We start from the raw sequence: 25144 nt of genomic DNA on the forward strand, positions 1-25144 counted from the left end.
GAATTCCACGGCGAATTCCGCCGGAAAAGAGTTCTGTCGGCCCGGTGATCAGGGGAGCGGTGCGTGGCGGCGCAAGAGCTGAGGTCCCGTGAGCGGCCCACGGTGCTCCACGTTTCCCAGCCCGTCGACGGCGGGGTGGCCCGGGTCGTCGCCGACCTGGTGCGCGCCCAGGTCGCCGCGGGCCTGCGGACCGTGGTGGCCGCGCCGCCGGACGGCGCGCTGCTGCGGGACGCCGCGGCGGCGGGCGCCGAGACGGCCCCCTGGCCGGCCCGCCGCGCCCCGGGCCCGGCGCTGCCCGGTGAGACCGGTCGGCTGGCCCGGCTGATCCGGCGGCTGGGCCCGGACCTCGTGCACGCGCACAGCGCCAAGGCCGGGCTGGCCGCCCGGCTGGCCGTCCGGGGCCGGATCCCCACGGTCCACCAGCCGCACGCCTGGTCCTTCGAGGCGGTCGGCGGGACGGCGGCGCGGCTGGCGGTCGGCTGGGAGCGGTACGCGGCCCGCTGGACGCACCGGGTGCTGTGCGTGAGCGAGGCGGAGCGGCAGCGGGGCGAAGCGGCCGGCGTGCCCGGCCGGTGGGCGGTGGTCCGCAACGGCGTGGACCTGCACCGCTGCTCCCCCGCGTACGACGACGCCGCGGCCCGCCAGGCGCTGCGCCGCTCGCTGCCCGCCCTCGCCGGACTCGCGCCCGAGGCCCCGCTGGTGGTCTGCGTGGGGCGGCTGTGCCCGCAGAAGGACCAGCGGACGCTGCTGCGGGCCTGGCCGGCGGTGCGGACCGCGGTCCCGGACGCCGTGCTGGTGCTGGTCGGCGACGGCCCCGACCAGGCCCGGCTGCGGACCGCGGCGCCGCCCGGCGTGCGGTTCGCGGGCGCCGCGGCGGACACCGTCCCCTGGTACCGGGCGGCCGATGTGGCCGTTCTGCCGTCGCGCTGGGAGGGCATGGCGCTGGCCCCGCTGGAGGCGATGGCCTGCGGCCGGCCCGTCGTGGTCACCGACGTCGGCGGCGCCCGGGAGGTCCTGCCGCCGGGCGCGGCGCCGCACTGCCTGGTGCCGCCCGGCGACCCCGCGGCGCTCGCGCAGGCGCTCCGCGGGCTGCTGACCCGCCCTCACCTGCGCACCGAGCTGGGCCGCCGGGCCCTGGCGCACACCCGGGCGACCGGTGACGTACGGCGCACCGCGGGCGCGGTCGTGGCGCTGTACCGCGAACTGCTCGGGGCAGCCGGCCCGGAACGCGCGGAGCGGAGCGGACGATGACCACCGAGAGCGCGGACACACACCCCTTTGCCCAGGTCCGGCCGCCCGCGGCGGCCCGCCCGGCGGCGCCCGTGGTCCACCCGCCGCGCGGCCCCCAGTGGCAGCCGCTGCCCCCGCCCCGGGCCGGCCGCGGCCGGCGGCGGAGGGTGGCCTGGCTGGTGGCCGTCGACGCGCTCGCCGTCGCCGGCGCGGCACCGCTCGCCCTGGGCCCCGGCCTCCGGCCGGCCGCGCTCGGCGCCCTCGTACCGGCGCTGCTGCTGCTCCACCTCCAGGCCGGGCTCTACCGCCCCGGCCCGGCCCCGAGCGTGATCCAGGACCTGCCCGCGCTGCTGGGCCGGGCCCTGGTGTGCTGGTGCACGGCGGCCGGACTGCTCGCCGCCGTCACGCCCGGCCAGGCGCTGCCGCTCACCACGCTCGGGTGCACGGTGGCCGCGCACTCCCTGCTGGTGTGCGGCGGCCGGTCCATGGTCCACCGGGCGCGCCGCAACCTGGCCCGCCGCCGGCCACGCGCCACGCTGGTCGTCGGCCCCGATCCGGTCGCCCGGCAGCTGGCCGCCGCGCTGCTGGCGCACCCCGAGTACGGCATGCGCCCGGTCGGGCTGGTCCCGCCGGCCCCGGTGGTGCCCGGCCCGGCCGAAGTGCCCACGGGCGGCGCGGCCCGTGCGCTGCCCCGCCTGACGTCCTTCCAGGACATCACCCGGTCCGTCATCGCCCACACCGTCCGCGACGCGGTGTTCACCGTGCCGCCGTACGGCGATCCGCACACCGCCGCGCTGCTGCGCCGCTTCGTCGACCAGGGCTCGGCGATCTGGCTGGCCGGTGCCGCGGCGGGCCGGGAGGGCCGGCCGCCGGAACCGGGCACCGACCACCTGTGGGGGTTCGCCTGCCGCCCGCTGGACACCACCCCGCCGCGGCTCGGCGGCCGGCGGAAGCGGGCCCTGGACCTGGCCCTCGCCGGACCGGCGCTGCTGGCCGCGGCCCCGCTGCTGCTGGGCTGTGCGCTGGCGGTACGGCTCGCCGACGGGCCCGGCGTGCTCTTCCGGCAGGAGCGGATCGGCCGCGGCGGTCGCCCCTTCACCCTGCTGAAGTTCCGCACCCTGCGCCCGGACGACGACCACGACCCCGCCACCAGCTGGACGGTGCCGGACGACGACGGCCGGACGAGCCGGGTCGGCCGGCTGCTGCGGCGCACCGCGCTGGACGAGCTGCCCCAGCTGTGGAACGTGCTGCGCGGCGACATGAGCCTGGTCGGGCCGCGCCCGGAACGCCCCTTCTTCGTGGAGCGGTTCAGCCGGCAGTACCCCGAGTACGCGGCCCGGCACCGGATGCCGGCCGGGCTGACCGGGCTCGCGCAGGTGCACGGGCTGCGCGGCGACACCTCCATCGAGGACCGGGCCCGCTTCGACAACCTCTACATCGACAGCTGGTCGACGGGGCAGGACCTGCGGATCCTGCTGCGCACCGCCGGCGCGCTGCTGCGGCGGGAGCGCGGATGAGCGCGGGCGCGGCGGCGTCCGTCCCGGCCGGGCCGTGGTGCGCCGCGGACCGGGCCCGGACGGCGGCCCGGCACGGCGCGCCGCTGCTCCCCGCGCTGACGACGGTCCTGCTGCTCTGCGCGCCCGCCGAGGCCGCCCGGGTCACCCCCCTCGGCACGGTCACCCCGGCCGACGCCGCCTCCGCGGTCCTGGTGGCCGTGTGCGGGCTGCGGCTGCTGCGGCACCGCCCGCGGCCGCTCGGCCGGACCGCCGCACTGGTCCTTGGTGCGCCGGTCGCCGCGCTCGCGCTGGCCACCGTCACCTCCGCCGACCCGGCCGCGAGCCTGCCCGGACTCGTCCGCCATCTGCAGGTCTTCGTCCTCGTACCGGCGGCGCTGGTGCTGACGCTGCGGGACGCCCGGGACTTCCGGGTGCTGGCCGGGGCGCTGGTGCTGCTCGCCCTGGTGCAGGGCGCGATCGGCGTGCACCAGTACCTGACCGCGACCGGTGCCTCTTATATGGGGCACCAGGTGCGGGCGGTCGGCACGTTCGGGCCGTCGGACGTCATGGGGATGGCCACGGCCGTCGGGTACGGCCTGACGGCGGCGCTCGCCCTGGGCCTGGCGCCCGGCCCGCGGGCCCCGCGCTGGCAGCGGCCGGCCGCCCTGGTCTGCGCGGCGGTGCTGACCGTGCCGCTCGCGGTGTCGTTCAGCCGGGGCGCCTGGATCGCCACCGCGGCGGCCGGCGCGGCCGTCCTGCTGACGGCCAGTGCCCGGGTCGCCGTACCGGCGCTGGCCGTGCTGACCGCCGCGGCGGTGCTGCTGATGGGCGGGGCCGGAGCGGGCTCCGACCTGCTCGGCGAACGGGTCGCCAGCATCGGCGCGGTCTCCGACGCCCCGGACCGCTCGGTCACCGACCGCTATGCGCTCTGGGCCGCCGCGGCCGGCATCTGGCGCGACCACCCGCTGACCGGCGCCGGGCTCAAGCAGTTCCCCGCCGAACGCGACGGCCACGCCTCGCTGGGCCTGTCGTCCGGCGGCGACACCGCGGGCGCCGGGGTCGCCTTCCGGCGCGAACCGCTGCTCTCCCCGCACAACATCTATCTGCTGGCGCTCGCCGAACAGGGGCTGATCGGCGCGACCGCGCTGGTGGGCGGCTGGGCGGTGCTGCTGGTGTGCGGGGTGCGGCGGCTGCGCGCGGCCCTGCGCGCCCGTCGCGCCACGGACTGCGGGCTCGCCGCGACGGGACTGCTGGTCTGGCAGGCCGTCGACTTCCTCTCCGCCGACATCGGCGGGCCGTCGACGGTGCTGACCGCGGTGGCGCTCGGGCTGGTCGGATGGTGGGCGCTGGCACCCGGCCGGTGGCCGGTGCCGGGCGGCGGGACGGCGGCGCGGTGACCGGGGCCCCGGCCGCCGTACGCCCGGGCGGCGCGCCGGCCGCACCCGGTGCGCCCGCCCCGCTCGGCCGCTTTCCGGCGAGGGCCGCCGCGCTCACCGCCGGGCTGACCGCCGCCGGTGCGCTGTGCGGTCTGCTGCGCGACCAGACCCTGGCCCGGCTGTTCGGCGCGGGCCGCGCCACCGACGCGTTCCTGGTCGCCTGGACGGTCCCGGAGATGGCGGCCACGCTGCTGATCGAGGACGGTATGGCGCTGCTGCTGGTGCCCGCGTTCAGCCGGGCGCTGGCGGCGCGGGCCGCGGGGGCCGGTGTGCCGGACGCCGCCGACCCGGTGCGGGTCCTGCTCGGCGCCACCCTTCCCCGGCTGTGCGCCGCGCTGGCCGGCGGCTCCGCGCTGCTCGCGGCCGGCCCACCGCTGCTCGTCCGGCTGCTGGCGCCGGGGCTCGCCGACCCGGCCGCCGCGGTCGACTGCACCCGGCTGACCGCGCTGACCGTTCTTACCTTCGGTGTCGCCGGCTACCTCAGCGCGGCGCTGCGCGCCCACCGCAGCTTCGCCGCGCCCGCCGCGATCTACGTGGCGTACAACCTCACGATCACCGGCACGATGCTGGCGCTGCACGCCGACTGGGGGGTGCGGGCCGCCGCGGCCGGGGTCGCGCTCGGCGGTGCCCTGATGGTGGCGGTCCAACTCCCGGCGTTCGTACGGGTGTTGCCGCCACCGCGACTGTGCCGGGCGGTCGCGGGCGGGACGGCTCCGCTGCCGGTGGCCGGGCTGCTGGCACCGGTCGTCTGCTTCACCGTCGGCCGGCAGGCGCAGGTCCTCGTCGAACGGTTCCTCGCCTCCGGTCTGCCGGCCGGGGCCATCTCGCACCTCAACTACGCGCAGAAGGTCGCCCAGTTGCCGATGGTGCTGTCCCTGATGGTCTGCACCGTCACGTTCCCGGTGGTGGCCCGGGCGGTCGCCGACGGGGAGACCGCGCGGGCCGGCCACCGGATCGCCCGGGACCTGTCGCTGGCGGGGCTGGTGGTGCTGCTGGGCGCCGCGTACGTGGCCGCCTGCGCCCCGCAGATCACCGGCGTCCTCTTCGCGCGCGGCGCGTTCACCGCCGCCGACACCGCCGCCACCGCGGCCGTGATGCGGGTGTACGCGCTCGGACTGCTCGGCCACAGCCTGGCCGGGGCGCTGATCCGGCCGTTCTGCGCGGCCGGGCGGCCCACCTGGTACCCGGCCGGCGCGATGGCCGCCGGGCTGCTGGTCACCGCCGGGACCGGGCTGCCCGCGGTCCGCTGGTGGGGGGCGCCCGGCCTCGCGGCCGCCAACGCCGCGGGCATCACCACCACCGCCGCACTCCTGCTGCACGGTCTCGGCACCCGGGTCGTCGCCGTCCGGGTGCGCCGGATCGCCGCCGGGCTGGGCCGGCTGGCCCTCGCCGCCGCCGCTGCGGTCGCGGTGGGCGGCCCGCTCGCCGCGCTGCCCGCCGACCCGCTGCTCGGCGCGGCGGCCGGTGCGCTGCTGGTGCCGGCCGTGTTCGCCGGCACCGCCCTCGCCGTTCGGGCCCCCGAGGCCCGGCACCTGCTCGTCGTCGTCAAAGGAAAGCTCGCCCATGCCCGTTGAACCGCCGCCGCAGCGCGCCCCCGCCCCGCCGGCCCCCGGCCGCACCGCCGTCCGCCGCCGCCCCGGCCGCGGCGGCCCGCCCTGGATCCTGATGTACCACTCGGTCGCCGACACCGCCGGCCGCGCGGACGATCCGTACCGGATCACCGTCTCCCCCGGTCTGCTGGACCGTCAGCTGCGCTGGCTGCGCGACCGCGGGCTGCGCGGGGTGGCGGTCGGCGAGCTGCTGCGCGCCCGGGCCGCCGGGCGCGACGCCGGACTGGTCGGGCTGACCTTCGACGACGGCTACGCCGACTTCCTCACCGGCGCGCTTCCGCTGCTGCGCCGCCACGACTGCACCGCCACGGTGTTCGTGCTGCCCGGCCGGGCCGGCGGGCTCAACTCCTGGGATCCCAGGGGCCCGCGCAAACCGCTGCTGACCGAGGACGGCATCCGCGCGGTCGCCGCCGCCGGCATGGAGGTCGGCTCGCACGGGCTGCTGCACCAGGACCTCACCACCGCCGACCCGGTCACCCGGGAGCGGGAGACGGCGGTCAGCCGGTCCCGGCTCACCGAGCTCACCGGCCGGGCCCCGGACGGCTTCTGCTACCCCTACGGCGGGGTCGACGCCCGGGCCGTCGCGGCGGTGCGCGCGGCCGGCTACGGCTACGCCTGCGCCCTCGCCCCCGGCCCGCTCACCGGCCGGCACGCCCTGCCGCGGGTGCACATCGGCGCCGCCGACACCCCCTGGCGGCTCTCCCTCAAGCGGGCCCTGCACCCGCTGCGCCGCCGCGCCCCGCTCCCCGACGAGACCCCGCTGCCCCGGCCCGCGACACCGTCCGGCCCGGACAGCACCCACAACACCAACCCGCCGTCCCCGGCCGCTACCGCTACCCCTGGAGGCCCCCGGTGAAAGTCCTGCACGTCATCACCGGCCTCGACGTGGGCGGCGCCGAGCAGCAGCTGCGGCTGATGCTGCGCCGGCTGCCCGCCACCTGCGAGGTCGTCACCCTGACCGATCCCGGCCCGGTCGCCGCGGGCATCGAGGCCGACGGCACCCCCGTCACCCACCTCGGCATGACCGGCAACCGCGATCTGACCGCCCTGCCCCGGCTGGCCCGGCTGATCCGCGCCGGCGGCCACGACCTCGTCCACACCCATCTCTACCGGGCCTGCGTCTACGGCCGGATCGCCGCCCGGCTGGCCGGGGTCCGGGCGGTGGTCGCCACCGAGCACTCCCTCGGCGACGCGGTCATCGAGGGCCGCCGGCTCACCCGGAGCGTGCGCGCGCTGTACCGGGCCACCGAGCGGCTGGGCTCGGCGACCGTCGCGGTCTCGGACACCGTCGCCGCCCGGCTGCGCCGCTGGGGCGTGCCCGGGGAGCGCATCCACGTCGTCCCCAACGGCATCGAGGCGCACCGTTTCGCCTTCGACCCGGCCGCCCGGGCGCTGGTCCGCACCCGCCTCGGGCTGCCGGTGGACGCGTTCGTGGTCGGCGGGGTGGGCCGGCTGGTGCCCGGCAAACGGTTCGACGTCCTGGTCCGCGCGGTGACCCAACTGCCCGGAGTGCACCTGCTGCTGGCCGGCGAGGGGCCGGAGCGGGAAATGCTGCGGCGGATGGCCGAGCAGTTCGGCTCGGGCGACCGGATCCACCTCCTGGGCGCGCGGGACGGGGCGTTCGACGCACTGGCCGCGGGCCGGGCCGACGCCTGGGCCCGCACCGGCGGCACCGACGCCGCACCGCCCGGCGCGCGGCCGGACATCCCCGGCCTGCTCTCCGCCATCGACGTCTTCGTCTCCCCCTCCCCCGAGGAGGCGTTCGGCCTGGCCGTCCTGGAGGCGCTGGCGTCCGGGCTGCACGTGCTGTACGGCAGCTGCCCGGCGGTCGACGAACTGCCGGAGGACCAGGCCCCCGGCGCCCGCCGCTTCAGCCCCGGCGTACACGAACTCGCCACCGCACTACGGGAGTTGAGACGGCAGGGGCCGGGCCGGCTGCCCGTCCCGCCGGTGGTCCGCCGCTACGACATCGCCCGCAGCGCCGAGGCCCTGACGGCCGTCTACGAGGAGGCCCTGGCCACCGCCGCGGCACGATGGCGCGCCACCGCGCCCGCACCGGGTCACCCCTCCGGGGTGGTCTCGCTGCCGGACCCGTCCCCGGCACCCGCCCCGTCCACGCTCACCAACCGGTAGGCGGCGCCGTGCACGGAACCGTGAACCACGCCCCCGGTCCGCGGGCCGCGCTCGGCCGGCTGCGGGACCGGGTCGGCCTGCTGCCCCGCTGGTGGCCGGTGCCGCTCGCCGCCCTGCTCGGCGCGGCCGGCGGGGCGGTGTACCAGACGGTCGAGCCGCCGCGCTACGCCGCGACCGGCTACGTCGTCGTGGTGCCCGGCAAGGGCGCCGACCCGGCCGCCGCGCTCGGCTTCGCCCAGGCGTACGGCCGGATCGCCACCAGCGGCGCGGTGCTGGCCGACGCGCACCGGACCTCCGGACTGCCGCTCGGCACGCTGCGCGGCGGCATCCGGGCGGCGACCTCACCGGATGCCCCGATGATCGAGGTCACCGGCACCGCGCGCACCCCGGCCGCCGCCGCCGACCTCGCCAACGCGGTGACCCGCGCGCTGGCCGGGACCGGCAACCGCACCGCCGCCCGCACCGGCGCCCACCTGCTGGTCCTCGCCCGCGCCTCGGCCCCGGACGCGCCGGTCTCGCCGTCCGCACCGCTGGCCACCGCGGTGGGCGGCGCGGCGGGCGGCCTGCTGGGCGGGCTGGTGCTTCTGGTCCGGCCGCGCGAGCGGCGCCCCGCGGTACGGGCCGGCGGATCGGTCCCGACCCCGGCCGTCGCCGCGGTCGAGGCGGGCGCCGTACCGGCCGCCGAGGACGCGGTGCGATGACCACGACGGTCTGCCGCGACCCGGCCGCGTTCGCCGCGCTGGCCGCCGACTGGCGGGCGCTGCACCGCCGCTGCCGGGCGGCCACCCCGTTCCAGAGCCACTCCTGGCTGCACTCGTGGTGGCTGTCGTACGGGACGCCGGGGCGGCTGCGGATCGTGCTGGTGCACCGCGGCGGGCGGCTGGTGGCGGCGGCGCCGCTGATGCTGACGTACCGTCCGCTGCCCGTCCTGGTGCCGCTCGGCGGCGCCATCTCGGACTTCTCCGACGTCCTGCTGGACGACTCCTGCCCCGGCCCGGCGGCCGCGGAGCTCGCCGCCGGGGTGCACCGGGCGGCCCGCGGCGCGCTGGTGGACCTGCGCGAGGTGCGGCCGGGCGCCGCCGCCGAGCGGCTCTACGCGGCCTGGCCGGGCCCGCACCGCCGGCTCGACGACTCGGTCACCCTGGAGCTGCCCGGCCTGCCGATGGACGACCTGCTGGGCCGGCTGGCCGGCCCCCGGGCCCGCCGGGTCCGCGCCAAGCTCCGCAAGCTCGACGCGCTGGGCATCGAGGAACGCACCGTCCCGGCCCGGGACGTGCCCTCCTCGGTGCGGAACATGCTGCGGCTGCACGGCCTGCAGTGGCAGGGCCGGGGCGTGACGCCGGAGCACCTGCGGCCCCGGTTCGCCACCCATCTGGCGCGCGCCGCACGGGAGATGGTCGGCAGCGGCGACGCGGTGCTGACCGAGTACCGGATGGACGGCCGGGTGATGGCCGCCGACATCCTGCTGATGTCCGCCGACCTGGCCGGCGGCTACCTCTACGGCGCCGACCCCGAACTCCGCGACCGCAAGGTCGACATCACCGCGATGCTGATGCGCCACGACGCGCGCCACGTGGTGGACACCGGCCGCGGCGCGCTGAGCCTGCTGCGCGGCACCGAACCGTACAAGCTGCACTGGCGGCCGGTGCCGGTGACCAACCAGCGGCTGCTGCTGGCCCGCCGCGCGCAGGCACCCGCCCTCGGGCTGTACGCGGCCCGGATCACCGGCCGGGCGCTGGCCGCCCGCCTGGCCCGCGAGCGGATGACCTCGCTGCGCGGCCTGCGGGCCCGGCGGGGCACCGTACGCGCGAGGGGTGCCGGCCGGCCATGACCTGCCCGAACCACCGCTTACCGGACGGACCGCGCCGGCACCGGCGGCGGCGTCCCGGTGGGCCCGGCCGCATCCGGCACGCCGTAGAGCACCCGCCGGTACGCCTGTGCGGCGCGCGGGTTGGCCCGGCACTGCCACACGCCGTGCGGGCAGTAGTCGGTGATCGTCTGGTAGAGCGGCGGGTGCCGCGCCATCCAGTCCAGCATGCGGATCACGAAACCGGGGTTGTCGCCGTTGCGGAACAGGCCCCACTCCGGGTACGAGATCTGCTTGCGGTGCGCGGCCGCGAAGTCCACCTGGGCCTGGAGCCCGTACGGTTCGCGGACCATCGTGTCGAAGGTCTCCCCGGCCGGCTGGTCGTAGGAGTCCATGCCGAGGACGTCCACGACGTCGTCGCCCGGGTAGCAGCGGGTCCAGCCGATCGCGTCCCGCCCCCGGCTCGGCGCGAAGTCGAACCGGAACCGCTGCCCCGGCACCGACCGCATCACGGCGACGATCCGCCGCCAGTACGCCTTCCAGGCCACGGGGTCGGGCGCGCAGCGGTGGGTGTAGGTGATGCCGTTCATCTCCCACCCCAGGGTGAGCACGGTGTCCGGCAGGCCCGCCCCGACCAGGCGCCGGGCGAGGGTGCGGAAATGCCCGTCGAAGCCGCCCGCCGCTGCCGTGCCCAGCAGCCGGCGCACCTCGGCGTCCGGCAGCCGCGCCTCGTCGGGCGCCAGCATCGGCACGTTCAGCACGAACATCCGGCCGGGCGCCCCGTGCCGCCAGACCGCCCACGGCCACAGGAACACCGGATCGCCCTCGATGTCCGACCAGTTGTTGCCGGGCAGGTAGGTGTGGCCCACCCGGACGTCGGTGCCGCCCAGCCACTGCCGGAGCGCCGTCATCCGCCGCACCCCCCGGGCGTCGGACCCGAGGAACGCCCCGAGCGGCACCGGGGGCGGCGGGCCGGCCGCGGACACCACCGGGGCGGCGGCCAGCAGGCACGTCAGCAGCGCGCCGGCCGCGGTGGCTGCCGCCCTCCGCCGGTTGCGCTGGGACATGGTGCCTCCGGTGGCTCCGCCGCGGACGCCCGCGGTCCGGTGCGCTGACACATGACGGCCGTTCAGGAAGCGTCCCGGGACGGCACCAAGGAGATAGCCCGGACGCCGCCCCGGAACGCATTCCGGTAGCCCATCGGCGACCTCCGGTCCCCCGCACGGTCCATCGAAGGTGGTCCCGGCCCTGAGGCGCCGCACGCTTCGCACGCCTCCGCACCGCAGCGCACTGAACGACCAGCAAGCGACGACCAGCGACCAGAAAGAGCAGGAAGACACCCATGTACGACCTCGTGGTGGTGGGCGCCGGCCCCTACGGACTCTCGATCGCCGCCCACGCGGCGGCGGCCGGACTACGGCTGCGGGTCCTGGGCCGGCCGATGGCCTCCTGGCGCGACCACATGCCCGCCGGCATGCTCCTCCAATCCGAGCCCTGGGCCACCGGCCTCTCCTCCCCCGCCGGCGGCCACACCCTGGCCGACTACTGCGCCGCCCACGACCTGACCGCCGAGCACGGCGTCCCGCTGCCCCTCGACACCTTCACCGCGTACGGAAGCTGGTTCGCCGAACGGGCCCTCCCGCAGATCGACGAGACCACCGTCACCGCGGTCCGCCCGGACGGCGACGACGGCTTCCGGGTGGCGACGGACACCGGCGAACTGATCGCGGCCCGCACCGTCGTCCTCGCCGTCGGCCTGCCGCCGTTCGCCCACCGCCCCTGGCCGCTGCTCGACCTCCCCGCCGCACTCGCCTCGCACAGCAGCGACCACCGCGACCTGTCCCGCTTCACCGGCCGGCACGTCACCGTCATCGGCTCCGGCCAGGGCGCCCTGGAGACCGCGACCCTGCTCGCCGAACAGGGCGCCCGCCCCCAGGTCGTCGCCCGCGCCGACCGGCTGCGCTGGAACGCCCCGCCGCAGCCCCTCGGCCGCGGCCGGCTGCGCGCCCTGCGCGACCCGCACAGCGCCCTCGGCACCGGCTGGCCGAACTGGGCCTGGTCCCAACTCCCCGGCGCGGTACGCCGGTTGCCGGCGCCGACCCGGGTACGGCTCACCGAGACCGCGCTGGGCCCGGCCGGCGCCTGGTGGCTGCGCGAACGCTTCGAATCCGCCGTACCGCTCCTGCTCCACCACCGGCTCCGGGCCGCGGTCCCGCACGGCGACGGCGTACGGCTCCATCTCACCCATACGGAGGGGAGTACCGAAACCCTCGACACCCACCATGTGGTGGCCGCCACCGGCTTCACCCCTGACGTGGGACGGCTGCGGCTGCTGCACCCCCGGGTGCGCACCACCCTGCGGACGGTCGGCGGCAGCCGGGCCCCCGAACTGAGCGCCGGTTTCGAGTCCTCCTGGCCCGGCCTGTTCTTCGCCGGCCTGCTGACCGCGCCGTCCTTCGGCCCGTCGATGCGCTTCGTGCACGGCGCGGCCTTCACCGCGGCACGGGTGGTACGCGGCGTCCGGCGCAGGCTCGGAGACCGGCCCGGCACCGCCACCATCCCCCGCCCGGCCGGGGCCACCACCCCGGCCCCCGCGGGCGGCCCGGCCCCGGACGCCCCGGCCGACGAGCCCGCCGTCTAGGCCGGCCCGCACCCGCGGCACCGGCACGGCACACCGAAGGGGCCGCCCGGCACACACCGGGCGGCCCCGCACCTCGTTCCCTCGCCTCCGGGCGGGCGGTCACTGACAGCTGTCGACCGCCGCGATCGTCCGCGCCGCCTCCCCGAGCGCCGCCCGCAGCACGACCGGGTCCGTGGCCGCCGCCCCCGCACCCTCCGGCGACACCAGCCAGCCGCTCCCGGTCACCGGCGGCCCGTCCGGCACACCGTCACCGCCCGCGGCCCCCAGCACGATCCCCCGGCCGTGGGTCTGGGTGCAGGCACTGCCCGGCACGTCCCAGCCCGCGGCCGTGCCCGGCGGTACGAGGAAACCGAGGGTGTCGCAGGCCCCGTCGTGCAGCACCGGGCCCACGCCGTCCCGCAGCCGCAGGATGTCCACGGCCTCCAGCCCCTGCCGGGCGGGCACCGTCACGAGGTCGCAGGGCTGCGCCGGAACGGCGGGCGTCCCGCCCGGCACGACCTGCCTCCGCCGGCCGCCGGCCTGGCCCGCGGACCCGTTGCCGCCCCTGCTCACGCCGGTCTCCCACACGGAAAACCCCTCCTCCTGCAGCCGCAGTCCCTTTACACCGAATTCAACGGTCGGACGTGTCAACAGCTACGGCGGCGTAACGCTGCAAAGGATGGCAGTTCATGGCAGATCACGCGTGAGATATCCGGTTTGTAGCCAAACTGTGCGTATCGGTGTCGTCACAGCCGGTACGGTCGTCCCGCCGCACCGCCAGGACGCGGCATCGCCACACAGATGGCACGGAGAGGGCACGGAGAGGGTCCGCCATGGCGTCGCCAGCAGCACGATCAGCGTCGTCCCGTACCGTACCCGCCCGCCCGAACACCGCCTTCCGACAGCTGCGCGGCCGGCTGTCCCCGGGCGAGTTCGCGGCGGCGGTCCGACGGTCCGCCCGTGAGATCGGTGAGCAGGTCTCGTGCGACGCCCGCTATGTGGGGCGCGTCGAGTCCGGGGAGATCCGGTGTCCGAACTACGCCTACGAGCGGGTGTTCCGGCACATGTTCCCCGGGCTGACGCTGCCCGACATGGGCTTCGCGCCGCGCGAGGCGGTACGCGGACGGGGGGCGCGTACGGCGGCGGTCAGCGCCGCGCCCCTGGCAACCGACCCCGACCACCGCGATACCCGTATCCAGATCTGCGAGGAGAGCGACGTGCTGCGTCGCGCGTTCATCACCGGCGGCCCGGCGGCAGCCCTGGGCTTCGTCGCCCTGCACCCCATCGAGGCCGCTGCCGCCGCATCCGACCGCGTGCCCCCGCCCCGCCCACCCGCCGGCGGCCGCGCCGGCGCGGCCGAGGCCACCGCCGTCGAACAGGCCGTCCGGCACATCCGGCTGCTGGACGACCGGCACGGCGCGGAGGGCATCTACCACCGCGCCACCCAGCCGCTGCGCGCCGCCTACGACCTGCTGGAGGCCGACGTCCGGCACCGTTCGGTCGCCGACCGGCTGCACACCGGCGCCGGTGAACTCGCCATCTCCGTCGGCTGGCTGGCCCACGACTCCGGCCGCTTCGACGACGCCCGCTCCCACTACGCCGAGGCGCTGGCCACCGCCCGGGTCTGCGGCGACGCCGCCCTGGAGGCGCACGCGTTCTGCAACACCGCCTTCCTCGCCCGCGACGCCGGCCGCCCGCGCGAGGCGGTGCGCGCCGCACAGGCCGGGCAGCAGGCCGCCAAGCACCTCGCCTCGCCGCGGCTGCTGTCCCTGCTGGCGCTGCGCGAGGCGGGCGGCTGGGCGGGGCTGGCCGATCGTTCCGGCTGCGAGCAGGCACTGGCCCGCGCCGAGCGGCTGTTCGCCGGCGGGCCGCGGGACGGCGACCCCGAGTGGATGACCTTCTACGGCGAGGCGGAACTGGCGGGTCTTGAGGCGCAGTGCTGGTCGGCCCTCGGCGACGCCGGCCGCGCCGCCGAGCACGCGCACCGCGCGGTGGCCCTCCAGGACCCGCACTTCACCCGCAACATCGCGCTGTTCACCGCGGAACTGGCCGCCGACCTCGCCGCGGACGGCGCCCCCGAGGAGGCCGCCGCGGCCGGCCTGCGCGTCCTGGCCCTCCTCGCCCAGGTCCGCTCCGCCCGCATCCGCACCCTGCTCGCCACCACCGCCCACACCCTCCGCCCCCACCACACCCTCCCCCCGGTCGCCGACTTCCTGTCCCGGCACGCGGCGGCGGGGGAGGCCGAGCGCGAGGGTGAGGGTGAAGGTGAAGGTGAGGCGGAGGGGGCAGTGGGGGCGGTCGGCATGGTCGGCGCGGACTAGCGGGCCGGGGGTCGGGGGAGCCGGTGTACGGGCCGGCCGTCGCGCGGACCGGCCGTCTCCCGGACTCCCGGTCGAGTCGGAGGTGACCGGCGTCAGCCCAGGTGGCCCGTGTCGTTCCAGCGCTCGATCGCCGGCTCCCCGTAGGCCCAGCCGAGCACCGACAGGGACGTCGGCTCCAGGCGGATGCGGGCGCCGAACGAGATGTCCAGGCCCAGCCAGCGGGCGCCGAGGGCGCGCAGGATGTGCCCGTGCGCGAAGACCAGCACGTCCCGGTCGGCCGACCGCGCCCAGGCGACGACCTCGTCCGCCCGCGCGGAGACCTCGGCCAGCGACTCGCCCTCGGGCACGCCGTCCCGCCAGATCAGCCACCCCGGCCGGCCGGCCTGGATCTGGGCGGGCGTCAGCCCCTCGTACGCGCCGTAGTCGATCTCCATCAGCGCGTCCCACTCCTGCGCCCGGTCACCGAAGCCGGCCAGCTCGCAGGTCTCCTTCGCGCGGACCAGGGGGCTGGTGCGGACCTCGACGCCCGGCAGGCCGTCCCAGGGCGCGTGGTGCAGTCGCTCACCGAGCAGCTTCGCGCCGCGACGGCCCTCGTCCAGCAGCGGGATGTCCGTACGCCCGGTGTGCCTGCCGGAAACGGACCACTCGGTCTTCCCGTGCCGGGCCAGGATTATGCGCGCTGCCATGGGTCGCACCTTTCGCCGATCTCTCGGCCACTTACTCATCATCGTTCGGCGCGGGCGGCATTGACCGCGGGTTTTCCATCATCGCCCATGGGGGCGTTTTGTCCGAACCCACCCCCCACTGCCACGGGCGCCTCCGCCGCTCCCGGCCCCGTGCCCGATGCCGGTGCCGGAGGTCGGTGTCGCTGCCGGGGCCGGATGCCGGTGGTGGATGTCGGTGCTGGATGTCGGTGCCGGATGCGAGACTTCGGCAGGTGAACGTTTTCCGCGACAGTCGAGCCGTGGCGACCGGTCCTCCGGCGGGGCAGGCGCCGCCGTCATCGAGCCTGCGCCGGCGGCTCAGCGAGCTGCGCGGTCCCGGCGTGCGCCCCCGGTCGCTCGACGCCCGGGCGCTCGCCGCGCTGGCCGCCAATCCCGGCTGCCGGCGCCGGGCGCTGCTGGACGGTGCGGGCGTCGACAAGGGCGCGCTGGCCGGGGCCCTCGGTTCGCCGGCGGGGTACGGGCAGTCGCAGTTCGCGTTCGTGCGGGGCAATGCGTTCGAGGCCCGGGTGAAGGCGGACGGCGGTGCGGAGCTGCTGCGGCTGGTGCGGGAGCGGCTCGACCCGGGGAGCCCGCCGCCGGAGCCGGAAGGGCCCGGAGCGGCGGCCGCGCCGGACCTGTCCGCGGCGGGGCCGGAGGGCCGCGCGGCGCGTACGGCGCTGGCGCTGCGCGAGGCGACCGCGGCCGGCGGGTGGACGCTGCTCGACCATCCGATGCTGGCGGTCGACGTGGCCGGCTCGCCCGCCTATGTGGAGCCGGATGCGGTGGTGGTGCATCCGGACGGCACCTGGACGGTCGTGGAGATCAAGTCCTTCCCGATGATCGACGGTTCGGCGGACGCCGCCAAGGTGGGCGCCGCGGCCCGCCAGGCGGCGGTGTACGTGCTCGCCCTGGAACAGGTCGCCGCGCACACCGCCGGGCACACGGGCCGCGCGGTGCGGATCCGTGACCGGGTGCTGCTGGTGTGCCCGAAGGACTTCTCCAACCTCCCCACCGCCGCGGCCGTCGACGTCCGCAAGCAACTGTCCACGACCCGGCGGCAGTTGGGCCGGCTCACCCGGGTCGAGGAGATCGCCGCCGCCCTCCCGGAGGGGACCACCTTCGATCTGCGGATGGCGGACGACGGCAAGACCCCGACCCGCCCGGCGAAGGAGCTGGCCGCGGCCGTGGGGGCGGTCGGCGCGGCCTACGCCCCCGAGTGCCTGGCCGCCTGCGAGCTGGCCTTCCACTGCCGGAAGCAGGCCCGCGAGGAGGGCGCGGTGGAGGCGCTGGGCCGCGGCGTCCGGGGCGAGCTGGGCGCCCTGCGCACCATCGAGGAGGTGCTGGCGGCGGCCCGCCCCGGGGACCGGACCGGCGACGGGGGCGACGACCCGGCCGGCCCCGACGATCCGACCGTCCTCGCCCTGCGCCGGGCCGCCGCGCTGCGCGCCGAAGCCCTGGCGGCCGCCGCCGTACCGCAGACGCCGGCGGAAGGGTGCCACGTACCGCAGACGCCGGTGGAAGAGCCCCGTGTGCCCCGCCCGCGAGCGGAGGAGGCATAGATGTCGCTGATCGAGACGCTGGCCCGGATGGAGGCGGTGGCCGCCGGGCGCGCCCGCCCGCGCTGTACGGTCCGGCACCGCCACCTCTCCGAAAAACCGCTGGTCCTCGTGCCGTTGACGACCGCGGGCGAGGCCGGTGCCCCGCTGGGCGCGCTGGTCGGCACCGACCGCGAGAAGCCCGCCCTGCTGGCCGTCCCGCAGCCGCGCAACCGCGATCTGCGGTTCGCGTTCCTGGCCGAGCTGGCCGAGACCGTGCTCCCGTACGTGGACGGCTTCGCCGACGCCGTGGAGTGGGAGGAGCGCAAGGAGACCGACCCCGAGACCGGCAAGAAGGTCCCGGTGCAGGTCGAACTGTGCGCGGACGCCCCACAGTTGATCGTCCCCAGCGCGGCCGGTGTGGAGTACGTCCGGCTGCTGGGCCGCTCGATGCGGTTCCGGCGGACGGCCGAGCAGGATCCGGAGGCGCCCCATCCGGCGCCGCCGCACGTCCCGCTGCTGGGCCGCTGGCTGACGCATTTCGGCGAGCGCGCCCGGGTCCCCGGCGCCGGTCTGCTGCTGCCCATGACGGGGCTGCTGGCCCGCCATTGGGCGACCGGCCAGAGCGTGCTGGAGGACCAGCACCTGGGGGCGCTGCTCGCCTGGATCGACCCGCCGCCGGGGAGGTCCGGCCGGGAGGCCGCCGAGTTCGCCGAGTCGGCGCGCGACGCGGACGGCCAGCTGCGGTGCCCGCCCGCCGGACCGGCCACGGACCCGGCGTTCGACAACCGCCTGCTCGCGCCCGCGATGGCCCGCTACGACGCCGGTCTGCCGGGCGCCGAGGAGGAGCTGCGCGCCCTGCTGGAGGGCCAGTTGCGGCCGACCTGGGACGCCGTCTGGCGCGGCATCGACCTGCTGCGGGCGCTCCCCGAGGGCGCCCGGGTCGCCGACCGCTGGAAGCGCGACCGCTGGTCGTACACGGCGCACCGCGACCGGGTGCGCGCCGGTGAACCCCCGCAGCCCCGGCGGGACGACGCGGTCACCGCCGCGCAGAAGCTGGCCGCCCGGGAGACCGCGCAGGCGCAGCTGGACGCCCAGGAGGCGCTGGACGACCCGCTGGTGATGGCGGGCCGCCGGCTGGCCGGGGAGGCGTTCGAGGGCAGGGTGACCGCCGTGGAGATGGCGATGTCCGAGGGCAAGCGCCCGATGCCGCGCCCCCTGGTGACGCTGCGCACCGCCGACCGCCCGCTGTTGTCCGCCGGCGCCAAGCTCTACCGCCCGCTGGCGGACGGCCGGACCCAGCCCGCCGAGTTCGTGGCGTACGCGCCGGGCGAGCCGGAGGTGCTGGTGGTGCGGCTGACCGGCGGGATGGGCCGGGGCCGGACCCCGGAGCCGGGCTCCGTGCCCGAGCCCGCGGACCCGGTCTGCTGGACGCTGTTCGAGCACGCCCCGCGCGGCGGCCCGGAGCTCCCGGACCCGGAGGACACCCCGTGGACCCACGGCGGCCCGCCCTCCGCCGCCACCGACACCCCGCACGAGACCGCCGACCCGGTGACCGCGGAGGATTTCCTGTGACCCGGACCCGCACCCACCCCTGCCCCCGGACCGCCCCGCCCGCCACGCCTTGGGAGATCACCGCGGAATGACGGCCCTTCAGGACCCGCCCCCCACCGCCGCCGGCGCCCGGGACGCCGATCCCTCCGTGGCGGCCGCGGCGGCCACCGACGCGATCCTGCGCGACACGCTGCACGGCACCCGCCGCGGCGTCGTCGTCGACTCCCCGCCGGGTGCCGGCAAGTCCACCCTGGTCGTCCGCGCGGCCCGCGAACTGGCCGCCGCCGGGCGCCCGTTGATGATCGTCGCGCAGACCAACGCGCAGGTCGACGACCTGGTGCTGCGGCTCGCCGAGAAGGACCCCGAGCTGCCCGTGGGCCGGCTGCACAGCAGTGAGCCCGGCGCGTGCGACCCGGCGCTGGCCGAGCTGCCGGCGGTCCGTACGTCCGCGAAGATCGCCGATCTGGCCGGGCTGGACGTGGTGGTGTCGACGGCCGCGAAGTGGGCCTACACCAAGGTCGAGGAGCCGTGGCGGCACGCCATCGTGGACGAGGCGTACCAGATGCGGTCGGACGCGCTGCTGAGCGTGGCCGGGCTCTTCGAGCGGGCGCTGTTCGTGGGCGACCCCGGCCAGCTCGACCCGTTCAGCGTGGTCGGCGCCGAGCAGTGGGCCGGGCTGACGTACGACCCGTCGGCCAGCGCCGTCTCCACCCTCCTCGCCCACAACCCCGACCTGCCGCAGCACCGCCTGCCGGTCTCCTGGCGGCTGCCCGCCTCGGCCGCTCCCCTGGTGTCCGCCGCGTTCTACCCGTACACGCCGTTCCGCAGCGGCACCGGGCCCGGTGAGCGCCGGCTGGCGTTCGGGGTGCCGGGCGACGGCTCGGGCGTGGACCGGGTCCTGGACGAGGCCGCCGGGTCCGGGTGGGGTCTGCTGGAGCTGCCCGCCCGCCGGACGCCGCGGACGGACCCGGAGGCGGTGCGGGCGGTGGCCCTGGTGGTGCGGCGGCTGCTGGACCGCGGCGGCGCGGCGAGCGGTGAGCACGCGCCGGAGCCGACGCCGCTGACCGCCGCCCGGGTCGCGGTCGGCACGGCCCACCGCGACCAGGCCGCCGCGGTCCGCGCCGCCCTCGCCGAGCTGGGCGTGTCCGACGTCACGGTGGACACCGCCAACCGCCTGCAGGGCCGCGAGTTCGACGTCACCGTCGTCCTGCACCCGCTCTCCGGGCGCCCCGACGCCACCGCGTTCCATCTGGAGACCGGCCGGCTGTGCGTGCTCGCCTCCCGGCACCGCCACGCCTGCATCGTGGTCTGCCGGGCCGGCGTCGCGGACCTCCTCGACGAGCACCCCTCGACCGAGCCGGTCAGCCTGGGCGTCACGGTGAAGTTCCCGGACGGCTGGGAGGCCAACCACGCCGTCCTCGCACACCTGCAGGAGCACCGGGTGGCCTGGCGGCCTTGAGAACCCCGGCCCTTGGTCCGGGCGGAAAGGACCCGGTGGGCCACCGGCACCCCCTCCGTGCACCTCACGCCCCAGGGCGCACTTGCGCGAGGCGGGACAATGGAATGCGGCACACGATCTGGAGGTACGTACATGTCCGAGCCGCGACCGGCTCCCGATCCCCGTGGTACGGCACCGAGGCCACGGCGCATGAAGCCCGCGCAGCTGCTCTTCGAACCACCCGAGGCCGTTGCCGACCCCGAGCACTTCTTCGACCTGGAGTCGATAGAGGACCCGCGCGAGCTGCTCAGCCGCGCGACGGAGCTGACCCTGGCCTTCCGCGCCGCGGCCGACCGCGCCACGGAGTTCCAGGCGCTGGCCGCCGCCCAGCTGGCCGACCCGAGCCGGTTCGACCGGCTGCCGCTGGCCGTGCTCGCGGAGCAGGCCGAGTGGACCGAGGACTACGCGCAGAAGATGATCGAGTTCGGCCGCAGCCTGATGCGGAGCGGCAGCACGCTGCTCGGCGACATGGACTGACCCTGTCCCTGCCCTGACCCTGCCCTGACCCGCCCGTCGACCGACCGCCGCGGACCGACCCGCCGCTCGTTCACATCCGCCACAGACGCCCCACGACGGCTCATGGTCACCAACCATGAGCCGCTGGCATATGCGAAGGGGCAAGGTACCGGGTCCCGTGCCGCGCTGTCCCGATTTCCGGCAATCAGCCGAGCCCGTACGGGCCGTATCGGTAGACCTGTCCCCATGAGTGACCGGCTGCCCGACCTCGCCCGCACCCCCGCCCACCCCGCCACGTCGTACGTCACCCTCGCCGGCGCCGACTGGCTCGCCTCGGCCGGCCCCCACCCGGACGACCTGCACGCCCTGTGGGCGCTGCACCCGGACGCGCCGAGCGTGCTGCCGTGCGGGACGGCCTTCGACGTGATCAACGCCCCGGCGCTGTTCGGGCGGCGGATGGTGGACCGGCTGTGGTCCGCCGGCCCCGGCTCCGGGCCGGTGGCCGCGCACCGCGGGCGGATCCTGCTGTTCGCCGCCCCGGGCACCGCCCAGCGGCTGCCGGCGCTGCTGGTCTGGGAGGAGTGGGCGGCGGCCGTCCCGCCGCTGCTGTGCCACGGCAGCGGGGACGCGGTGACCATCCCGCCGCTGCACCCGCACCCCGCCCCCGCCGCCCGTACGCGCCCGCATGGCGCCCCACAGTCGATCACCGCACCGGCCGACGACGCCGTCGCGGCCTCCCGGTGGCTGGTGGCCCCGGACGTTCGCCGGCCCTGGCTGCCGGGGCCGGACGTGCTGCTGTGGGCCTGTGTCCGCGCGGCCCGCCCGGCGGCCCAGGAGTCAGCGGCAGTCACAGGGGAAGCCGCAGGTCAGCCCCGCGTTTCGGCGCTGGCCTAGGCCCGTGGGAAACCGATTTTTGTCCTCCCCGATCAGGATGCTAATGTTTTCCCCGTCAGCAGGCGCCGCTAGCTCAGTTGGTTAGAGCAGCTGACTCTTAATCAGCGGGTCCGGGGTTCGAGTCCCTGGCGGCGCACAGACGGTCGAAGGCCCTCACCTCAGGTGGGGGCCTTCGTCATGGGTACGGACCGATGCAGCCCGGCCGTCAGCCGTGGCCGATCTTGACCGCCCAGTCGCCGTCACCGGTCCGCCCGGCCACCTGGATCCGTACGCCGTCCCGGGCGTCGTCCATGCTCTCCCCCACGCCCAGGGGCGCGTCCGCGAGCGGCGGGTAGACGGAGGTGCCCCAGCAGGCCGAGGTGGCGGGGTGGCCGTCGAGGACGTGGACCGGGCCCGAGCCGGAGGCGGTCGCGCTGTCGACGCGGTACGCGAGGACGCCCTCGCTGCACAGGGCGCGGTCGTTGCCCTGGGCGCTGCGCGCCTCGATGGCCAGCGCGCTGTCGGGGCCGGTACGGAGCACCAGCAGCCGCGGGCGGCGCTGGCCGCGGGGTTCGAGGGGGGCGGTCAGGGTGCGGAGCGAGTACAGGCCGGGGCGCGCGAGGTCGACGCAGTCAACCTGGTTGTCGGCGATCCAGCCGAGCTTCCACTTGTGCCAGGCGAAGGGGTCGGGCGCCAGTCCGAACTGGCTGCCCATGAGGTCCCAGTCCCCCACATAGGTGTCCCAGTCACCCTTGCCGCTCTGTGGCCGGTGGTACAGATCGGGCAGGTCGAAAACATGACCGGTCTCGTGCGCGAGGACGTTGCGGTCCGGCGGGCTCTGCTCGAAGACGGTGACGAACCGGCGCAGCTCGTGATCGTCGGCGTGCATCGGCTGATCGAGGTTGACCACTTTGGTGGCGTCCGAATCGACGCCGGGCGCTTCCGGATCGGCGACGAAATAGACCATGTCGTAGCGGCCGAAGTCCACCGAGGGATCGGCGGCGGCGACCGCGTCGCGCAGGTAGGCCGCGCGCCGTCCGGCGTCCCAGTCGCGCCGTATGCCGTACGCCACGGACGAGCGTGGCATCCGCACCCAGGGGCGGTGGACGTGCGGGCGCAGCCGGAAGCGGCCGTAGGAGGCGCGCTCGAAGAAGGCCGAGGTGGCGGGGAAGTAGTCGCGGGCCAGCGCCTGCGGGGTGGCGGCCGGCCGGGAGTCCGGGAAGGAGAGGTAGATCAGCACCGCGTCGAGCGGGCGGTCCGGGCGGGTGTAGGAGCCGTTCCAGTTGTCCAGGCCCTCGGAGTGATGGGCCTCGCTGCGGCCCAGCGCACAGGGGAGGGCGGCCTCCGAGGCGGTGGCGGGCCCGGTGACGATGGACGTGGCGATCAGCGCGCTCAGCGAGGTGAGGATCGCCGCCAGGCGCCGCAGGCGACGGTGATCGCCCCCGTCGGGCGTCTGGGCGCGCGGCACACGTACCTCCAGGGACGGATTCGGGGACCTCATCTACCCTGTGGCGATTTAATGCTATTCGTCCTGTTTCCGGGGCCCGGACGAGTGACCGGCGCGTCTCCGCCGTGCCGTAACGGACAGTCACAATCGACCAACAGGGCAACCGCTGCGAACAGAGCCGGGCAGAAATGGCTGAAGTTCCGTCATGTGGGCCGGGGAGCACGGCTGCGTCGCTGGATCGGCCCTCGTGCCAGCCTCTATGATCGCCACACTTTCCAGCGCGGGATCCCCCCTCCATCACGAGACAAGCGCCAAGCGGGAGCGAGCAGTGAGCGGACACCCCGACGGCCCGGGCCGCACGCCCGGAGCGACGCTGCCCTCGGTGACGGAACGTAACGGCACCCCCAAAGAATCCGGCGACGCCCGGCCCGCCCCGGCCGGCCGCCACGACGACTCCGCCGCCTCCCTCGGCGACTACCGCGCCGCCTTCCACGCGGGGCGCCTGGCGATGGCCGTGCTCAACCGCGACGGACTGGTCCTGGCCGCCAACCCCGCCTTCGGCGAGCTGGTCGGCGCCGACCCCGACGGCCTGGTGGCGGCGACCGCGGCGGACCTCACCGACCTGGGCGCCGACCCCCGGGTGTGGACCGCCTACCGCGAGGTGCTGTGCGGCCGCAGCGACCGGCTGCGCTGCACCCGCCGCCTCAAACACCCCGAGGGGCACTCCGTCTGGGTGGAGGTGACGGTCGAGCCACTGACGCCGGAACCGCTCAGCGGCGAGGAGCGGATGCTGCTGTCGGTGGCCGACATCAGCGACCGCCACGACCTGCTCGCCCGGCTGCGGCACCTGCAGATGCACGACCCGGTGACCCGGCTGCCCAACCGGGCGCTGTTCTTCGAGCGGCTCGCCGCCGCCCTGGAGACGGCCGCCTTCGACGCGACCGGCACCGGCCGGATCGGGCTCTGCTACCTCGACCTGGACGGCTTCAAGGCCGTCAACGACACCCTCGGGCACCGGGTCGGCGACCGGCTGCTCAGCGCGGTGGCGCAGCGGCTGATGCGCTGCGCGGAGACCGACGAAGACCGCGGTACGGGCCGCCCCGGGCATCTGGTGGCGCGGCTCGGCGGCGACGAATTCGCCCTGTTGGTGGAGGACTCCACCGGCACCGACCAGCTGGCCGAGCTGGCCCAGCGCGTGCTGGACGCGCTGCAGCGCCCGTTCGACCTGGCCGGGCAGCGGCTTTCGGTGTCGGCCAGCATCGGCGTGGTGGAACGGGCCGCCGGCGGCACCACCGCGACCGGCCTGATGCAGGCCGCGGACACCACGCTGTACTGGGCCAAGGAGGACGGCAAGGCCCGCTGGACCCTCTTCGACCCCGAGCGCAACGCCCACCGGATGACCCGGCAGGCCCTCTCCAGCACCCTGCGCCCGGCCGTCGACCGCGGCGAATTCACCCTGGAGTACCAACCGCTGGTCGGACTGGGGGACGGCCGGGCGCAGGGCGTCGAGGCGCTGGTGCGGTGGCGGCACCCGCAGTTCGGCACGCTGTCGCCGAATCGGTTCATCGCGCTGGCGGAGGAGAACGGCGCGATCGTCGAACTGGGCCGGTGGGTGCTGGAACGCGCCTGCCACCAGGCCCGCGCCTGGCAGCTGGCGCACCCCGGCGGCCGGCCGCTGTTCGTCAGCGTCAATGTGGCCGTACGTCAGGTCTGGGACTCCGACCTGGTCGCGGACGTGGCCGGGATCCTCGCCGAGACCGGGCTGCCGCCGCAGCTGCTCCAGCTGGAACTGACCGAGTCGGCGGTGATGGGCTCCGCCGGCCGCCCGCTCCAGGCCCTCCAGGCGCTCAGCGACATGGGCGTACGGATCGCCATCGACGACTTCGGCACCGGCTACTCCAACCTCGCCTACCTCAGCCGCCTCCCGGTTTCCGTATTGAAGCTCGACGGGTCGTTCGTCCGCGGGTTCCGCTCCCAGGAACACCCCAATCCGGCCGACGAGATGATCGTCGAGGCGCTGGTGGCACTGGCCCACCGCCTCGGGCTCACGGTCACCGCCGAATGCGTCGAAAGCGCCGAACAGGCGGAGCGGCTTCGCCGCATCGGCTGCGACACGGGGCAGGGGTGGCTCTACTCCCGCCCCGTAGCGCCGGATCGGGTCGCGGCGTTGTTCATCTAGCCGTACGTTTCCGGCTGGCCCGCCGTGGTGGTTGCTGTCTTTCCCGCCTTCGGCGGGGGTGGGTTCAGGGCCGGGGGCGCCTGGTGGGTGGTGGGTTGCGGGGTCGGTCCTCCGGGGGCGGGTTTTCGGACTGCTTCGCTTTACGTCCGAACGCTCGCCCAGCACCTCCACCCGGTCGCTGTCGGCGGGCAGCCTGCGGTAGAGGACCAGGAGGGCATCGGTGAGGCTGCCGCGCAGGGCGACCG

Annotated in this window: 20 protein-coding genes and 1 tRNA gene; 17 read left to right on the forward strand and 4 right to left on the reverse strand. The window is 76.5% G+C overall.

Features of this window, described 5'->3' with window-relative positions; translation table 11 throughout:
* Positions 1–63: 63 nt before the first annotated feature.
* From AB0E02_RS33965 to AB0E02_RS34000, 8 genes are all read left to right on the forward strand, one after another.
* Complete coding sequence (locus tag AB0E02_RS33965) at positions 64–1251, forward strand: glycosyltransferase family 4 protein (protein WP_362146842.1); 1188 nt, start codon at positions 64–66, stop codon at positions 1249–1251.
* The gene (locus AB0E02_RS33970) at positions 1248–2747 is read left to right on the forward strand and encodes an exopolysaccharide biosynthesis polyprenyl glycosylphosphotransferase (RefSeq protein WP_362146845.1); all 1500 of its coding nucleotides are present in this window, start codon (positions 1248–1250) and stop codon (positions 2745–2747) included. Before AB0E02_RS33965 ends, AB0E02_RS33970 begins: the two co-directional genes overlap by 4 nt.
* Positions 2744–4123 (forward strand): O-antigen ligase family protein, encoded by a 1380-nt coding sequence (locus tag AB0E02_RS33975; protein WP_362146848.1) that lies wholly within the window; start codon positions 2744–2746, stop codon positions 4121–4123. The genes AB0E02_RS33970 and AB0E02_RS33975 overlap by 4 nt, the downstream gene beginning before the upstream one ends.
* Positions 4063–5736, forward strand: a complete 1674-nt coding sequence (locus AB0E02_RS33980) for a lipid II flippase MurJ (protein ID WP_362146851.1) — start codon at positions 4063–4065, stop codon at positions 5734–5736. The genes AB0E02_RS33975 and AB0E02_RS33980 overlap by 61 nt, the downstream gene beginning before the upstream one ends.
* Positions 5737–5827: 91 nt before the next feature.
* Positions 5828–6628, forward strand: coding sequence for a polysaccharide deacetylase family protein (locus AB0E02_RS33985; RefSeq protein WP_362146888.1), 801 nt, complete (start codon positions 5828–5830; stop codon positions 6626–6628).
* Complete coding sequence (locus AB0E02_RS33990; protein ID WP_362146853.1) at positions 6625–7905, forward strand: glycosyltransferase; 1281 nt, start codon at positions 6625–6627, stop codon at positions 7903–7905. The genes AB0E02_RS33985 and AB0E02_RS33990 overlap by 4 nt, the downstream gene beginning before the upstream one ends.
* Positions 7906–7913: 8 nt before the next feature.
* Positions 7914–8606: a lipopolysaccharide biosynthesis protein gene (locus tag AB0E02_RS33995; protein ID WP_362146855.1), complete on the forward strand. Its 693-nt coding sequence runs from the start codon at positions 7914–7916 to the stop codon at positions 8604–8606.
* Positions 8603–9736: a GNAT family N-acetyltransferase gene (locus tag AB0E02_RS34000; protein WP_362146858.1), complete on the forward strand. Its 1134-nt coding sequence runs from the start codon at positions 8603–8605 to the stop codon at positions 9734–9736. The genes AB0E02_RS33995 and AB0E02_RS34000 overlap by 4 nt, the downstream gene beginning before the upstream one ends.
* Before the next feature lie 17 nt (positions 9737–9753).
* Here the strand turns inward: AB0E02_RS34000 and AB0E02_RS34005 are convergent, their stop codons facing one another.
* Entirely contained in the window at positions 9754–10779 is a 1026-nt protein-coding gene (locus tag AB0E02_RS34005; RefSeq protein WP_362146860.1) for a glycosyl hydrolase, read from the reverse strand.
* A 275-nt stretch (positions 10780–11054) separates the two neighbouring features.
* Between AB0E02_RS34005 and AB0E02_RS34010 the strand changes: the two genes are divergently transcribed.
* Positions 11055–12353, forward strand: a complete 1299-nt coding sequence (locus tag AB0E02_RS34010; protein WP_362146863.1) for an NAD(P)-binding domain-containing protein — start codon at positions 11055–11057, stop codon at positions 12351–12353.
* 99 nt (positions 12354–12452) lie between these two features.
* On the opposite strand, the gene AB0E02_RS34015 is transcribed toward AB0E02_RS34010, so the two are convergent.
* Entirely contained in the window at positions 12453–12920 is a 468-nt protein-coding gene (locus tag AB0E02_RS34015; RefSeq protein WP_362146865.1) for a hypothetical protein, read from the reverse strand.
* A 245-nt stretch (positions 12921–13165) separates the two neighbouring features.
* Here AB0E02_RS34015 and AB0E02_RS34020 point away from each other — a divergent pair, with 245 nt between their 5' ends.
* The gene (locus AB0E02_RS34020) at positions 13166–14653 is read left to right on the forward strand and encodes a tetratricopeptide repeat protein (protein ID WP_362146868.1); all 1488 of its coding nucleotides are present in this window, start codon (positions 13166–13168) and stop codon (positions 14651–14653) included.
* Between the two features lie 92 nt (positions 14654–14745).
* Here AB0E02_RS34020 and AB0E02_RS34025 read toward each other — a convergent pair whose 3' ends face one another.
* On the reverse strand, positions 14746–15339 hold the full coding sequence (locus AB0E02_RS34025; RefSeq protein WP_362146871.1) for a histidine phosphatase family protein: 594 nt from the start codon (positions 15337–15339) through the stop codon (positions 14746–14748).
* Between the two features lie 221 nt (positions 15340–15560).
* Between AB0E02_RS34025 and AB0E02_RS34030 the strand changes: the two genes are divergently transcribed.
* The 6 genes from AB0E02_RS34030 (at position 15561) to AB0E02_RS34055 (ending at position 21430) form a co-directional block, all read left to right on the forward strand.
* Complete coding sequence (locus tag AB0E02_RS34030; protein WP_362146874.1) at positions 15561–16916, forward strand: hypothetical protein; 1356 nt, start codon at positions 15561–15563, stop codon at positions 16914–16916.
* A complete protein-coding gene (locus tag AB0E02_RS34035; protein ID WP_362146875.1) occupies positions 16917–18467 on the forward strand; it encodes a hypothetical protein in 1551 nt (516 codons plus the stop codon).
* A 67-nt stretch (positions 18468–18534) separates the two neighbouring features.
* Complete coding sequence (locus AB0E02_RS34040; RefSeq protein WP_362146878.1) at positions 18535–19905, forward strand: AAA domain-containing protein; 1371 nt, start codon at positions 18535–18537, stop codon at positions 19903–19905.
* A gap of 132 nt (positions 19906–20037) precedes the next feature.
* On the forward strand, positions 20038–20421 hold the full coding sequence (locus AB0E02_RS34045) for a hypothetical protein (RefSeq protein ID WP_030414020.1): 384 nt from the start codon (positions 20038–20040) through the stop codon (positions 20419–20421).
* A 225-nt stretch (positions 20422–20646) separates the two neighbouring features.
* Positions 20647–21294: a bifunctional DNA primase/polymerase gene (locus tag AB0E02_RS34050; RefSeq protein WP_362146882.1), complete on the forward strand. Its 648-nt coding sequence runs from the start codon at positions 20647–20649 to the stop codon at positions 21292–21294.
* Between the two features lie 62 nt (positions 21295–21356).
* Positions 21357–21430, forward strand: a tRNA-Lys gene (locus tag AB0E02_RS34055).
* Positions 21431–21499: 69 nt separating this feature from the next.
* Here AB0E02_RS34055 and AB0E02_RS34060 read toward each other — a convergent pair.
* Entirely contained in the window at positions 21500–22741 is a 1242-nt protein-coding gene (locus tag AB0E02_RS34060) for a M6 family metalloprotease domain-containing protein (protein WP_362146885.1), read from the reverse strand.
* Between the two features lie 361 nt (positions 22742–23102).
* On the opposite strand from AB0E02_RS34060, the gene AB0E02_RS34065 reads away from it, so the two are divergent.
* Positions 23103–24899 (forward strand): EAL domain-containing protein, encoded by a 1797-nt coding sequence (locus tag AB0E02_RS34065; RefSeq protein ID WP_362146891.1) that lies wholly within the window; start codon positions 23103–23105, stop codon positions 24897–24899.
* The last annotated feature ends 245 nt before the right edge of the window (positions 24900–25144 follow it).

This window comes from Streptomyces sp. NPDC048196, from assembly GCF_040652715.1.
Lineage (GTDB): Bacteria > Actinomycetota > Actinomycetes > Streptomycetales > Streptomycetaceae > Streptomyces > Streptomyces siderophoricus.

Excerpts from the sequence above, each read along its gene's own strand:
- AB0E02_RS34010 (WP_362146863.1), top strand. The coding sequence starts at position 11,055 with ATGTACGACCTCGTGGTGGTGGGCGCCGGCCCCTACGGACTCTCGATC.
- AB0E02_RS34050 (WP_362146882.1), top strand. The coding sequence starts at position 20,647 with ATGAGTGACCGGCTGCCCGACCTCGCCCGCACCCCCGCCCACCCCGCC.
- AB0E02_RS34040 (WP_362146878.1), top strand. The coding sequence starts at position 18,535 with ATGACGGCCCTTCAGGACCCGCCCCCCACCGCCGCCGGCGCCCGGGAC.
- AB0E02_RS34045 (WP_030414020.1), top strand. The coding sequence starts at position 20,038 with ATGTCCGAGCCGCGACCGGCTCCCGATCCCCGTGGTACGGCACCGAGG.
- AB0E02_RS34005 (WP_362146860.1), bottom strand. The coding sequence starts at position 10,779 with ATGTCCCAGCGCAACCGGCGGAGGGCGGCAGCCACCGCGGCCGGCGCG.
- AB0E02_RS33980 (WP_362146851.1), top strand. The coding sequence starts at position 4,063 with ATGGTGGGCGCTGGCACCCGGCCGGTGGCCGGTGCCGGGCGGCGGGAC.
- AB0E02_RS33970 (WP_362146845.1), top strand. The coding sequence starts at position 1,248 with ATGACCACCGAGAGCGCGGACACACACCCCTTTGCCCAGGTCCGGCCG.
- AB0E02_RS33975 (WP_362146848.1), top strand. The coding sequence starts at position 2,744 with ATGAGCGCGGGCGCGGCGGCGTCCGTCCCGGCCGGGCCGTGGTGCGCC.
- AB0E02_RS34025 (WP_362146871.1), bottom strand. The coding sequence starts at position 15,339 with ATGGCAGCGCGCATAATCCTGGCCCGGCACGGGAAGACCGAGTGGTCC.
- AB0E02_RS34020 (WP_362146868.1), top strand. The coding sequence starts at position 13,166 with ATGGCGTCGCCAGCAGCACGATCAGCGTCGTCCCGTACCGTACCCGCC.
- AB0E02_RS34035 (WP_362146875.1), top strand. The coding sequence starts at position 16,917 with ATGTCGCTGATCGAGACGCTGGCCCGGATGGAGGCGGTGGCCGCCGGG.
- AB0E02_RS33985 (WP_362146888.1), top strand. The coding sequence starts at position 5,828 with ATGTACCACTCGGTCGCCGACACCGCCGGCCGCGCGGACGATCCGTAC.
- AB0E02_RS34030 (WP_362146874.1), top strand. The coding sequence starts at position 15,561 with ATGTCGGTGCCGGATGCGAGACTTCGGCAGGTGAACGTTTTCCGCGAC.
- AB0E02_RS34000 (WP_362146858.1), top strand. The coding sequence starts at position 8,603 with ATGACCACGACGGTCTGCCGCGACCCGGCCGCGTTCGCCGCGCTGGCC.